Origin of the sequence: Paraburkholderia monticola (assembly GCF_001580545.1) — a bacterium.
Classification (GTDB): Bacteria; Pseudomonadota; Gammaproteobacteria; order Burkholderiales; family Burkholderiaceae; genus Paraburkholderia; species Paraburkholderia monticola.
In genome coordinates, this window is record NZ_LRBG01000001.1 from 245,749 (window position 1) to 259,269 (window position 13,521).

Here is a 13,521-nt window from a genome sequence, read left to right on the forward strand (position 1 = left end):
ACCGCACGCCCGCGCCCGGCAACCCAAGGAACAACATATGGACCGCATCCTGTTCAAGAACGGCGCTTTGCTCGATCCGCTGCAGCAGGCCTTGCAGCCGGGTCACGACCTGCTGGTCGAAGGCGACACGATCAAGGCAGTATCGCAGCAGCCGATCGATGCCCCCGACGCTCAGGTCATCGATCTCAAAGGCAAGACCATCATGCCGGGCCTGATCGACCTGCACGCGCACATGGTCGCGACGCAGTTCGATCTGCCGAGCCAGGTGAGCATGCCCAACGTCTTCGTCACCCTCAAGGCGTTGCCGATCATGCGCGGGATCCTGCGGCGCGGCTTCACGACCGTGCGCGATGCGGGCGGCGCCGGCTTCGCGCTCAAGCAATCGGTCGAAATGGGCCTCGCGCAAGGGCCGCGCCTGTTCGTGGCCGGGCGCGCGCTCAGCCAGACCGGCGGCCACGGCGACGGACGCGCTCGCACCGACTTCATGCCCGGCGACGCGCCTTGCAACTGCTGCGTGCGCGTCGGCGCGCTGAGCCGGGTCGTCGACGGCGTCGACGCCTTGCGCCGCGCGGTGCGCGAAGAACTGCAGATGGGCGCCGACCAGATCAAGATCATGGCCTCCGGCGGCGTCGCCTCGCCGACCGATCCGGTCGGCGCGCTCGGCTACTCGGAGGACGAGATCCGCGCGGTCGTGGCCGAAGCCGAGGCGCGCGGCACCTATGTGATGGCGCATGCGTACACGGCCGAATCGATCCAGCGCGCGGTGCGCTGCGGCGTGCGCACCATCGAGCACGGCAATCTGATCGATGCGCCGACCGCCGCGCTGATGGCCGAGTGCGGCGCCTACGTGGTCCCCACGCTGGTGGCTTACGAGGCACTGCATATCGAGGGCGTGCGCTTCGGCCTCTCGGCCGAGAGCGCGGCCAAGATCGACATCGTGCGTGAAGGCGGCTTGAAGTCGCTGGAGCTGTTCAAGCGCGCCGGCGTCAAGATGGGCTTCGGCTCCGATCTGCTCGGACCGGGTCATCGGATGCAAAGCGACGAGTTTGCGATCCGCGCGCAAGTGCTGAGCCCCGCCGAGATCATCGGCAGCGCCACCACCATCGGCGCCGAAATTCTCGGCATGACGGGTAAGCTCGGACGCCTCGCACCGGGCACCTATGCCGACGTGCTGGTGGTCGACGGCGACCCGTTCCGCGACTTGAGCTGCCTCGCCGGCCAAGGCGAGCACATCCCGCTCGTCATGAAGGGCGGCCGCGTCGAGTTCAACGAATTGCATTGAACCGGCGCGCCCGCGCAGTGTCGCTTGCCGGTACAAATGCGAACCAGGGAGGAAAATGCGCCTGAAAGTCCTACACTGATATCCAGTACCTCCAAAGACGGACCAGAATGGTGCGCGGAAGTCCCATACCAGCAGATGAAAGCTGGCCGCGCGCAACGTGTGCATCGCGAACAACAACCTGACGCACAAGGTGACTGCCATGCCGTTCCGATCGAATCCAAGCCTTTCCCTCCCCCTTACTCGCCGTTGTGTTTGCCTGGTGGCGGCGCTCGGCTTGTCCGCCCTATGGATTCCCGAGTGCGGCGCTGCCGACCCCGCCGCGGCGTCGGCGGCGCAAGCCGTCCCGAGCGGCGCGTCGGTTGACAGCGAGAGCGGCACCATCAGCCTGATCGACCAGAAAAACGCGATCGTCGTCGTGACTGTCCCCGGCCGCGAGGATCTGAGTTTCAACGCAAAAGATCACGAGGACGCGCTTAAGATCCTCAAGGTCGGCGACAAGGTCACCACCCACTATCTCGAGCCGTACGTCACCGAGCTCTCCATCGCGAAAGGCGAACCGCTCACGCGCCTGGATCGCACGGTTAAGCTGACCCGGTCTTCGCCGGGCACTGAATTGATGCAGTTTCAGGCTCTCAGAGTCTTCCGGGGCGTGGCCGAAGTCACCGGCGTGGATCACAAGCTCAACCTGCTGACGGTCGAGGACAAGACGGGGATGGCGCATTCGGTCCGGGTCAGCCGCCCCGAACTCGTGAAAGTGATGCAATCTCTGAAGCGCCATAGTCGCGTACAGATTGCGTATGAATCCGAGTCCACGGTGGTCGTCACGCGTCCATAAGGGCATCGCCACCTCGGCGATTGCAAGCTCCGGTCTGGTTTGGGCGATCAGGCCGATGGCCGCCCCGGCTTGCCGCTTATGACGATCGGTGCGATCGATAGCTCGATCCATCTGTTAGCGTGACCATGGCGCGTTGCTACGATGGTGGATTCTCCCCGCTTCCACCGCTCGAAAGGACGCCCGCGCCATGGCGCAAATCACACGACGCGCATTCACCCGCTTCGCGTTGGCCTCGCTACTGGCCGCCAACGCTCCTCGCGGTTTCTCGCAGACCACCGGCACCCACACCAGCGCAACGCCTGTCGCGTTGCGCATCGGCTATCAGAAGTCTTCGACGCTGATCACGTTGCTCAAGGCAAGCGGTTCGCTGGAACAGGCACTCGCGCCGCTCAACGTGCGCATCTCATGGAACGAGTTCGCGAGCGGACTGCCGCTGACGGAAGCACTGAACGTCGATGCCGTCGATTTCAGCGCCGATGTCGCCGACACCGTGCCGATCTTCGCGCAGGCCGCGCATGCGCGCTTCGTCTATGTCGCACAGGAAGCGCCCTCGCCGGGCGCGCAGGCGATCATCGTGAAGAAAGACGGCACGCTGCGCACGCTGGCCGATCTGAAAGGCCGCCGCATCGCGGTGACGAAGGCAGCGGGCAGCCACTATCTGCTGCTGGCGGCGCTCGCGCGCGCGGGGCTGAAACCCGCCGACGTCGGCGTGAACTACCTGAGCCCGGCCGACGGGCGTGCCGCGTTCGAGCGCGGCAGTGTCGATGCCTGGATTACCTGGGATCCCTATGTAGCGTCGGTCGAGCGCGACGGCGACGTGCGCGTGCTGAGCGACGGCGCGGGCCTCGCGTCCTACCAGCGCTACTATCTCGCGTCGCGCACGTTCGCCGACGCGCATCCGCAGATCATCGAGACCGTGTTCGACCAGTTGAAAACGGCGGGTGGCTGGCTGCGCGCGAATCCGCTCGACGCCGCCAACACGCTCGCGCCGGTGTGGGGTCTCGACGCGGCGACGATCGAACGCGCGAACGCCCGGCGCAGCTACCTCGTGCGATCGGTCGCGCCGCGCAACTTCGCCGAGCAGCAGACCATCGCGGACGCGTTCTATCGCGCGGGACTGCTGCCCGCGCCAGTCGAGACGAAAGAGGCGCTGTACTGGGACTTCGCGGCAGGACAGGCGAAGCCGATCGGCGCGTGAGAGGCACCGGGCCGCGTTCAGCCCTCTTGCGTGGCGATATCGACCGCGGCCCGCAAGTCTTCCGGATGAACCATCAGTTCGCGGACCTCGCGCAGCGTCGCATACTGGTCGAGCACGGGCCGCCATCTCGGCGATTCGAGCAACTGACGCCACACCGGTTCGAGGTCCGCGCATTCGGCATCGCGCCCGTCCGTCAGCGCGCCCGCGAATTCGAGGCTGGCGTGGGCCGACAGCAGTTGCATCCGGCTCGCGGGACTCAACACGCGCGGCGCCGCTTCGACGGGCGCGTCGCAGCAATAGAGCACAGTCCTGCGCAGCGCGGCCGCGTCGCCTGCTAGCGCGGCGAGCGACGCGCCGCTCAGCCGCACCGCCCCTTGGTGCGTCCGGAACGAGTACACGGTATGCGCATCCGCGTGCGCCAGCAGCGTCAGTCCGCGCACGAGCCGCGGCAGATCGGTGGTGGCCGCATCGACCGATGCTTTTGCTTCGACGAGCAGGCACACATCCCACGTCGTCGGGTCGGCTGGCGGCTTCGCCTGGCTCAGCAGCACCACATCCCACTCGGTCTTCGCGCGCTCGTGGCTCGCGGGAATCGCGGCCGGCACGCGCATCGAGTTCACCACCCGGTACGTGGCATACGCACCCTGCGCGTCGTTCAGGCGCCTTGCGAGCGCGTCGAGCGCATCGGTGGCCGATGCTTCGACCGCGGCGCCGCGCTGCTTCGAGCTCAAGCCTCGTGCGACCGCGGTCGAGCTGCCGGGACGCGGCCCCTGGCGATCCCACAGCGACTGGTAGTGACGCACGCGCTCATCGGCGGTGAGCGCGACGAGACGCTGCAACCGATGCAACGCCGCACTCTCGAGCAATTGCGCGAGGCCGCGCTGCAGCGCCGCTTCGTGCGCGATCGAGGGCGTCTCGATGCATCGTTGCACGGCCACCCCCAACTCCGGCCACGCCTCGGCGAACGCGAGCGCGTGCAGTCGCGCCAACGCATCGCGGTGCGGGCCCGGCAGCAGCCGTTGCTGTTTGGCCGGATGAGCGATCGCGTTGACGGCCGCGTAAATCAGCCGGCGATCGACGTTCGCGTGCGCGGCCAGCGACGCGTACTCGCGCACCACTGCGTTGCGATGCCGGAGCAGCATCGCCTGGAACACCGGGTCGCCGGCTTCCTCGCGCATCGCCTCGCGAATCATGCGCGCGAGCGCCTCCACGAAGAGCCGCTCGCTCGCCGCATCCGGTGCTTCGCCACGTGCGAGTGCCTCGCGAGCCTGCTCGATCGCGAGCGCGAGCACGGCGACGGGACTCGCCCCCCGCGGCGGCGCGCAGAGCGCCGCGAGCGCCGGCAGACGATAACGACGCGCGACGGCGTCGAGCGTCTCGTCCAGCAATGACGGCGATGACTTCACGGACATGGCGATATGTCGATAGGTTGGCGAGGTAACTGTACATGAAGGTTCGGTGCCGCGTGCGCTCGGGCTATCCGCGCGTGGCTGGCGCGCATTGTGCTGGATCAGTCCGGCGGAGCCACTCGATCGCCGCGTCAGCGTGAGGCGAGCGTTCGCCCGCCGCCCCCTGGACGAGGATGCCATGCCACAGCAGCAGTTGAAAATCGGAACCGACGTGCCGCATCCTTGCTCGTTGAAAGCGGCCTTACCTGGTTATTTCGTTCTCCTTCTGGAGCGCGAGCCATGCTGTCCGGGATGCACGAACACGCGCGGACCGACGGCAAGCGTAAGGCCATGAAACCGGCCCGCGCGCTCGAAGCGCTCAATTTCTTCATGGCCGACGTGCAGGCGGGCATCGGCCCGTTCATCGGCGTGTATCTGCTCGCGCGCGGCTGGCATGCCGACGAGATCGGTTCCGTGATGACGCTGGCCGGCCTTGCCGCGTTGGCCGCCACGCCGTTCGCCGGCGCACTCGTCGACTCGACCCGGTCGAAGCGCGCACTGATCGTCGCGGCGACGGTCGTGACCACGCTCGCGTCGCTCGCGCTACTGCCCGCGCGCGCCTACACGGCCGTGCTCGCTTCGCAGATGCTGGCGGCGCTCAGCGCCTCGGTGCTGCTGCCGGCCGTCGCCGGCGTCACGCTCGGCATCGTGCGCGCCGCCGGCTTCGACCGGCAGTTCGGGCGCAACCAGATGGCAAATCACACCGGCAATGTCGTCGGCGCGGCGCTCGCGGGATGGTTCGGCTGGCGCTACGGCTTCGCCGCCGTATTTGCGCTCGGCGCGGCGTTCGTCGTGCTCGCGATCGTCAGCGTGGCGCTGATCCCGGCTGACTCGATCGACTACGCGAGCGCGCGCGGTCTCGAACCCCGCGACGTGCGCCGCCGCAGCGCAGAAACCGTCGTCAGCGAACCAGGCGATACCCCGCCGCCCGCGAGCGCGCCGCCGCATGCGGGCAGCCTGCGAACGATGCTGCGCAATCGGCCGCTCGTGCTGCTCGGCGCGTCGCTCGCGCTTTTTCATCTGGGCAATGCGGCGATGCTGCCGCTCTATGGCATGGGCGTCGTCGCCGCGCATCGCGGCAATCCGAGCACCTTCACGGCGCAGACCATCGTGGTCGCGCAACTCGTGATGGTCGGCGCGGCATGGCTCGCCCCGCGCCTCTTGCGGACCTATGGCTACTGGTGGGTGCTGCTGATCTCGTGGCTCGCCCTGCCCGTGCGCGGCGTACTGGCCGCACTGATGATGGACGCCACGGGCGTGTGGCCCGTGCAGTTTCTCGACGGCATCGGCGCGGGTCTCCAAAGCGTCGCGGTGCCTGCGTTCGTGGTGCGGCTGATGGAAGGTACCGGCCGCGTCAATGTCGCGCAAGGCGCCGCGGCGACCGCTCAAGGTGTCGGCGCCGCGCTCAGTCCATTGCTCGGTGGCGAGCTCGCGCAACATTTCGGCTATGCCGGCGCGTTCGTCGCACTCGGTGCGGTCTCGCTGGGTTCGCTGGTGCTATGGCTCGGCTTCGCGCCCACGTTGCGAGATGCGGACGGCGTGCAGCGTCCACCTTCGAACCGCAGTCGACCGGTCAAAACGCCATGGCCATAAACCTGTTGAAAAATATTCGCCGATGCCCAATAGGTATTACAAAAATCGAACGTAAATTGAATTTATTATTACATTTAACCGACATTAAACATTCATTATTAATTCAGCACGAAACTTGCTCTCCGGATTAACACGGATAAAAACGGCTTCAACCATGCAGACGCTTAACGCTCGGCGTACACTCGCCGGAAGTCGCCTCGCATAAGGCGCGAGACCAATGATGCCGTCCGTCGTCAAACACGGGCTTGTGGAGACTCAGGAGAACAATCAATGAGCTGGACTCGGGAACAGAGAAACGTCACGATCGCCGCCTATCTGGGCTGGACGCTCGACGCATTCGATTTCTTTCTGATGGTGTTCGTATTGAAAGACATCGCGCAGGAATTCAATACGGACATTCCATCGGTCGCGGTCGCGATCATGCTGACCTTGATGATGCGTCCGCTCGGCGCCTTGATTTTCGGCTGGCTCGCCGACAAGTATGGCCGCCGTCCGACGCTGATGGTCAACATCGCGTGCTTCTCGCTGCTCGAGTTGCTCTCCGGTCTGTCGCCGAACCTGATGACGTTGCTCGTGCTGCGCGCGCTGTTCGGTATCGCGATGGGCGGCGAATGGGGTGTCGGCGGCGCGTTGACCATGGAAACCGTGCCGCCGAAGTCGCGCGGCATCGTCTCGGGTCTGCTGCAAGCCGGTTATCCGAGCGGCTACCTGCTCGCGTCGATCGTGTTCGGCCTGTTCTATCAATACATCGGCTGGCGCGGCATGTTCTTCGTCGGCGTGCTGCCCGCGCTGCTCGTGCTCTACATTCGCGCGCACGTGCCGGAGTCGCCCGCGTTCCGGACGCTCGAAAAGAAGGTCCGCCCCGGCCTCGTCACGACGCTCAAGCAGAACATCGGCCTGTCGCTCTACGCGATCATCCTGATGACCGCGTTCAACTTCTTCTCGCACGGCTCGCAGGATCTGTATCCGACCTTCCTGCGCGTACAACACCAGTTCGACGCGCACACGGTGTCGTTGATCACGATCACGCTGAACATCGGCGCAATCTGCGGCGGTTTGTTCTTCGGCTGGGCGTCGGAGAAGATCGGCCGCAAGCGCGCGATCTTCATCGCCGCGTTGATCGCGCTGCCGGTGCTGCCGGTGTGGGCCTTCTCGAGCACGCCGATCCTGCTCGCGCTCGGCGCGTTCCTGATGCAGATCTCGGTGCAAGGCGCCTGGGGCGTGATCCCGGTGCACCTGAACGAAATCTCGCCCGATGAAATCCGCGCCACCTTCCCCGGTCTCGTGTATCAGTTGGGCAATCTGATCGCGTCGGTCAACGGTCCGCTGCAATCGAAAATCGCCGAGCTGCACAACAACGACTACGCGCTCGTGATGGCGGTCGTGATCGGCATCGTCGCGGTCGTGATCTGCGCGCTGATTCCGTTCAGCCGCGAGCGTCGTGGTATCGACATGACGCAGTCCGCGCGTGAAGTTGTTGGGGCGGAAGCGTCGGGGGGTGCGGTTGGGGGGCGGGTTTAGGGGCTTGGGGCGGCACCGTAACCGCAAAGGCGGTTCAAGCCGCCACGACGACAATACGCGCTAACGGGTTGGGGCTGGGTGAGCCCCGTCGAGCGCATACTAGTGAGGGCCGTTTGCAAGGCATAGCGGCAGCTATACCTGTCGAGGCAGCAGGCAAGCGAAGGTCATTTCCGGTGATTGCTGCGCAGCCCCGAAAACTGCCACGTTCGTTATCGACCGTCGTGTCGTTGAGCCTGTCCGGAGTACTGAGAAGCAAAGTCCAGACGCACGCCGTCAGTTCCTCTCGGCGCGGTCCTTGACCAAGCGACAACATCACAATGAGATCCGCCGCCGCCTGCGGCGGCGATTATCAGACTTTTTGCAGAACGCAGATAGATTGGCCAAGCGCGCCTTCTTGCACGACGCGCTCTAGTGGATCGTGGATGCTTGCCACCTGCATTCCGAGGTGCTTCGCCCACGTCAGTATGCCGAGTCTATCTACAAAACGTTAAGAGGTTGATCGCCGCCGTTCTTCGCATCTTTCAACGTTGCTTCGAAGATTGGCCAATGGGGCGGCTGGTCGAGCTCGAGAAAGCTGAACACGATCCGGCCGCCCGGCTTCAGGATCCGTTGCGCCTCTTCGAGGTACCAGTACGATTGCTCGTGCAGCAGGTGCGTGAGAACTGAGAAGAAGCATACGACGTCTGCTGCGCGGTCTTCTTCCGGGATAGCAATGTGGTCGATAACGCCAAATTTCCAGTCGGGACGTGCAGAGATTTTCTTGGCGTGGGCGACAAGTTCTGGTACCAGATCGAAGCCGAAGTAACGGCCCGTATGAATCTTCGAGAGGGGCTTGGCAAGACGTCCTGAGCCGCAACCTACATCGATAAGATAGCCGTCCTCACCGAGCCCGAATTTCTTTACCAGAGCGGCCTGAATGGGGCCCATGGCGTCGAAATACCCGCCGACCGCCATCTCCATTGCCACGTCGTGGTCTTCCGGGACTGCATTCTTTCAGTGATCGACCCAGCCCTGATAGGTTTCCTTCAGCGACAGCTTATTGGAACTCGTAACGTCTCCCGTCAGGTCGGCATCGAAATCCGAGGGCAATACTACGTGGCTTTCTGACTTGGCTTTATGGTGAATTGGAGACTCGTCAGCGAGCGAGCTAGGCTTGCTTGCGTCTTGGGCAGAATCGCCCCCCTCGCGGCCCGCGAAGGCCAGCGCGACCGAGGGAGTATTTTCCGCGCTGGCCGGTGTCAGGGCAACGATAACTGGAGTGGGCGGCGCGCCTTTGTCGGGATGTCCCGACATATCGGCTAGCGCCTCGGGTGACGCGGGGGTTCGCAAACCAAAGAGGACTCGCTTGACGGTTCGGATCGGAGCGGTAATGCGCCAGCAAGTAGACGTTTCAAGCGCCTGGATACGCTCCAGTGCCTCGTCCAGCCTGCGGGCAGTATCCGCTTTGGCCGCTTCGAGTGCCACGCATCTCCGGACAAGCGTCGGAACATCCTTGCAACTCTCTTCCATCGCGGTATCGTGCATGGATGATGTCGCTTGAAATGGGGCACGTAAAGTCTGGCAGACAGCGACGCACAACAACTCCACGCATCGGATAGAAGTCTCGCGCCGGACGCTACCACTTGCTGCTGGTGCTCTATAGATACTCCTGCTCATTTGACCCATTAACGACAACGGGGAGCCCCACAGAATTCACGCATCGCGACAGCCGTAACGTCAGCTTGGCGCCAGTCTACGGTCGTTTGCGGCAGCAGTGGGAATGACCGCTCATGGCCGACCGCCGTCCCGCGCGGTGGACAGTAGTCGACCGACAGCAGTCGACCGGATTTCTCCAAAACGGCCGTTCGAACTGGAACCAACGATCTGGAGCGGTCCCGATCCGCGGGTCCAGTTGTGACCGCAAGCGAGTCTGAGCGCTGCATATCATCGCCTCGAACCGCGGACATCTCAGCGCGCAGATCAAAAACGCCAGGCGGTTTCGCACTCGAGATGTTTCTTCGGCGGCCTCCACCACTGTTCGTACTGATGGCGGTGAGAGTGTTATGGCGCCGCGCTTTGTCCGTCGTTCCGGGCAGTGGGTTCGTGCTCCAGGGGCAAAGCGGCGCTAGCGGAATTGACGGAGAGCACCAGCGCTTCAGTGGCCACCGCTAGCAATCTGCAACAGCAACTGCACCGGGTGACGGATAATAGCGGCTACATCATTTTGAGCACCGTTTTAGGATTCTCCCATGGAAATTAAAGTCAATTTTCTCGACAAACTACGTCTTGAAGCCAAGTTCGATGACTTCACGGTAGTGGCCGATCAGCCTATCCGTTATAAAGGCGATGGCTCCGCGCCTGGCCCATTCGATTATTTTCTGGCTTCATCGGCCTTGTGTGCAGCTTACTTTGTGAAGTTGTACTGCGTAAATCGCAATATTCCTACGGAAAATATCCGCCTGTCGCAGAACAATATTATTGATCCGGAAAACCGGTACCAACAGATTTTCAAGATTCAGGTTGAGTTGCCGCCGGATATCTCGGAAGTAGACCGCCGAGGTATTTTGCGGTTTATTGACCGTTGTACGGTGAAAAAAGTGGTGCAAGCCGGACCAGAGTTTGTCATTGAAGAGGTAGAAAACCTGGATGCCGATGCTCAGTCGTTGCTGACATTGAAGCCGGCTTCTGACGCCAGCACCTATATCACGGGCAAGGATCTACCGTTGGAGCAAACCATCGCCAATATGTCGGCCATTCTGGCGGGCTTGGGCATGAAGATTGAAATTGCTTCGTGGCGCAATATCGTTCCAAATGTGTGGTCGCTGCATATCCGTGATGCGCACTCGCCGATGTGTTTTACCAATGGCAAGGGATCGACCAAAGAAAGCGCGTTGGCGTCGGCGTTGGGAGAGTTTATCGAGCGCCTGAATTGCAACCATTTCTATGGCGGTACGTTCTGGGGCGAAGACATCGCCAATGCGGCGTTTGTACATTACCCGAACGAGCGCTGGTTTAAGCCCGGACCCAAGGATGCGCTGCCGGCTGAAATTCTGGATGAGTATTGCCTGGAGATTTATAATCCCGACGGCGAGTTGCGTGGCTCGCATCTGTACGACACCAACTCCGGCAATGTGCAGCGCGGTATCTGTTCGCTGCCGTTTGTGCGGCAGTCGGACGGCGAAGTGGTGTACTTTCCGTCCAACCTGGTCGAGAACCTGTTCGTCAGCAATGGCATGAGTGCCGGCAATACGCTGGCCGAAGCGCAGGTGCAATGTCTGTCCGAAATTTTCGAACGGGCGGTAAAGCGTGAAATCATCGAGGGTGAAATCGCACTGCCCGATGTGCCGCCGGAAGTGCTGGCGAAATACCCCGGCATTCTGGCCGGGATTCGGGGGTTGGAAGAGCAGGGTTTCCCTGTGCTGGTAAAGGATGCATCGCTGGGCGGGGTCTACCCGCTGATGTGCGTCACATTGATGAACCCGCGCACAGGCGGTGTCTTTGCCTCATTCGGCGCTCACCCGAGCTTTGAGGTGGCGCTGGAACGGAGTCTGACCGAATTGCTACAGGGGCGCAGTTTTGAAGGCCTGAACGATTTACCTCAGCCCACCTTTGTCAGTAACGCCGTGACTGAACCAAATAACTTTGTTGAGCACTTCATTGATTCCAGCGGTGTAGTGTCGTGGCGCTTTTTTAGCGCCAAAGCGAATTTCGAGTTTGTCGAGTGGGATTTCTCTGGCCAGGGGGAAAACTCCAATGCCGAGGAAGCGGCAACCTTGTTCGGAATTCTCGAGGACATGGGCAAAGAGGCGTACATGGCGGTGTATGACCAGTTGGGTGCCGTCGCCTGCCGGATTTTAGTGCCGGGTTATTCTGAAGTTTATCCGGTAGACGATTTGATCTGGGATAACACAAACAAGGCGCTGTTGTTCCGCGCTGATATTTTGAACTTGCACCGTCTGGACGATGTCGCCCTGGCAGCAATGCTTGAGCGGCTGGATAACAGTGAACTGGATGAGTATTCCGATATCGCCACATTGATCGGCATCGAATTTGACGAGAATACGGACTGGGGGCAGCTAACCGTTATCGAGTTGAAGCTGCTTATTAATCTCGCCTTGCAGCAATTTGAGGCGACGCAGGAGCTGGTGGGAGCCTTCCTGCAGTACAACGACAACACAGCCGAGCGCGGATTGTTTTACCAGGCCCTGAACGTGGTGCTGGAGGTGCTGCTCGATGACGACCTTGATCTGGACGACTACGAGGTCAACTTCCGCCGGATGTTTGGCAACGCCCGGATGGATGCGGTAATGGGGTCAGTCGACGGCAGCGTGCGCTTCTACGGCTTAACGCCGACGAGTATGAAACTGGAGGGCCTCGACAGGCACCACCGCCTGATCGACAGTTACAAAAAACTGCACAAGGCGCGGGCCAACGCGGCGGCTACACCGAAGTAGGGTTGCGAGTCATGGATGGACGCAATGACACCGTTCATCCCCCGCTCGAAAACACCTGTTTGCTACCTGAGCGATCATCTGTGCCTGTCGAATCGTTTCGTAGAGCCTATACGACGATTCGCGCGAACGCGTCGCCGATGTTCGCCGTGCCGAGGCGTGTACGTACCCTCCAAGGAGCCTGTCCGCAAGCGGTCTCCCCGATAATCCAGGAAGAACCTTTCTATTTTCCGCGCCGCATCACGCGCCGCGCCTCGCCAGCATGCCCTCCCCGAGTCTTCTAGAGGACTTAGTCGACCCCGCCCCTTGATCGAAGCGCCCCTCCTTTCTTATCCTGAAAAAAACGATCGTTTCAAATACCGATTTGAATCACGTGTTTGCGAGCCGGCAGCCCCGGCAACTGGGAGACGCAACATGGCAGTTCGCACCACCGGCCGACATGCCGGCGATACGAAGTCACGCATTCTCGACACCGCCGAGACACTGTTCATCGAGTGCGGCTATGAGGCGATGTCGCTGCGCCAGATCACTTCGCGCGCCGAAGTCAATCTCGCTGCGGTCAACTATCACTTCGGCAGCAAGGAATCGCTGATTCATTCGATGCTCTCGCGCCGGCTCGATCAGCTCAATCACGAGCGCCTGAAACTGCTCGACCGCTTCGACGCGATGCTCGGCGCGCGCCTCACCTGCGAGCACGTGCTCGGCGCGATGTTCATTCCGGCGTTGCGTCTGTCGCGCGATCCGCGCGTCGGCGGCAAGGCGTTTCTACGGCTGCTCGGGCGCGCCTACACCGATCCGTCATCGTTCATCCGCGACTTTCTCAACGCGCATTACGAGTCGGTGGCGGTGCGTTTTTTCGACGCGTTCCAGCGCGCGCTGCCGCATCTGCCGCGCGAGGAACTCGGCTGGCGGCTGCATTTCGCGATCGGTGCGCTCTCGGGCGTGCTCGCCGGCACCGATACCGACAGCCTGATTGCCGAGTTCTCGCAAGGCAAGTCGATGAACGATCTGCAACTGATCGCGCGCCTTGCGTCACTGATGGTCGCCGCACTGAAGGCGCCGCTGCCGGACGGCACGCAACTGGCCGCATTCGCCGCAGTGCTCGGCGATGCAAGCGATGCTGCCGCGGACTGCGCGATGGCTTGCGGAGAGGAAGAGCGATCCGCATGTGGCGCGGCGATTGCGTCACCGTAAAAGAGACACACACAAGAGAT

10 protein-coding genes are annotated in these 13,521 nt (G+C 62.4%); 7 read left to right on the forward strand and 3 right to left on the reverse strand.

Annotated elements, in window-relative coordinates:
* The first annotated feature begins 37 nt into the window (after positions 1–37).
* The 3 genes from CI15_RS01155 to CI15_RS01165 all read left to right on the forward strand — a co-directional run bounded on the left by CI15_RS01155 (position 38) and on the right by CI15_RS01165 (position 3,315).
* Positions 38–1,282, forward strand: a complete 1,245-nt coding sequence (locus CI15_RS01155) for a metal-dependent hydrolase family protein (RefSeq protein WP_062123437.1) — start codon at positions 38–40, stop codon at positions 1,280–1,282.
* 157 nt (positions 1,283–1,439) lie between these two features.
* Positions 1,440–2,117: a hypothetical protein gene (locus CI15_RS01160; protein WP_153041031.1), complete on the forward strand. Its 678-nt coding sequence runs from the start codon at positions 1,440–1,442 to the stop codon at positions 2,115–2,117.
* Positions 2,118–2,304: 187 nt separating this feature from the next.
* Complete coding sequence (locus tag CI15_RS01165; protein ID WP_062123443.1) at positions 2,305–3,315, forward strand: aliphatic sulfonate ABC transporter substrate-binding protein; 1,011 nt, start codon at positions 2,305–2,307, stop codon at positions 3,313–3,315.
* Positions 3,316–3,332: 17 nt separating this feature from the next.
* On the opposite strand, the gene CI15_RS01170 is transcribed toward CI15_RS01165, so the two are convergent.
* Entirely contained in the window at positions 3,333–4,727 is a 1,395-nt protein-coding gene (locus CI15_RS01170; RefSeq protein ID WP_062123445.1) for a hypothetical protein, read from the reverse strand.
* 327 nt (positions 4,728–5,054) lie between these two features.
* Between CI15_RS01170 and CI15_RS01175 the strand changes: the two genes are divergently transcribed.
* Together CI15_RS01175 and CI15_RS01180 are read left to right on the forward strand one after the other, a co-directional pair.
* The gene (locus CI15_RS01175) at positions 5,055–6,356 is read left to right on the forward strand and encodes an MFS transporter (RefSeq protein ID WP_062123876.1); all 1,302 of its coding nucleotides are present in this window, start codon (positions 5,055–5,057) and stop codon (positions 6,354–6,356) included.
* A 270-nt stretch (positions 6,357–6,626) separates the two neighbouring features.
* Entirely contained in the window at positions 6,627–7,877 is a 1,251-nt protein-coding gene (locus CI15_RS01180; RefSeq protein ID WP_062123447.1) for an MFS transporter, read from the forward strand.
* Between the two features lie 477 nt (positions 7,878–8,354).
* Here the strand turns inward: CI15_RS01180 and CI15_RS01185 are convergent, their stop codons facing one another.
* Both CI15_RS01185 and CI15_RS01190 read right to left on the reverse strand, forming a co-directional pair.
* Positions 8,355–8,837: a class I SAM-dependent methyltransferase gene (locus CI15_RS01185; protein ID WP_062123450.1), complete on the reverse strand. Its 483-nt coding sequence runs from the start codon at positions 8,835–8,837 to the stop codon at positions 8,355–8,357.
* Between the two features lie 33 nt (positions 8,838–8,870).
* Complete coding sequence (locus tag CI15_RS01190; protein ID WP_153041032.1) at positions 8,871–9,401, reverse strand: hypothetical protein; 531 nt, start codon at positions 9,399–9,401, stop codon at positions 8,871–8,873.
* A gap of 704 nt (positions 9,402–10,105) precedes the next feature.
* Between CI15_RS01190 and CI15_RS01195 the strand changes: the two genes are divergently transcribed.
* Both CI15_RS01195 and CI15_RS01200 read left to right on the forward strand, forming a co-directional pair.
* Complete coding sequence (locus tag CI15_RS01195; RefSeq protein ID WP_062123456.1) at positions 10,106–12,310, forward strand: OsmC domain/YcaO domain-containing protein; 2,205 nt, start codon at positions 10,106–10,108, stop codon at positions 12,308–12,310.
* Between the two features lie 411 nt (positions 12,311–12,721).
* The gene (locus CI15_RS01200) at positions 12,722–13,501 is read left to right on the forward strand and encodes a TetR/AcrR family transcriptional regulator (RefSeq protein ID WP_062123459.1); all 780 of its coding nucleotides are present in this window, start codon (positions 12,722–12,724) and stop codon (positions 13,499–13,501) included.
* Positions 13,502–13,521: the final 20 nt, after the last annotated feature.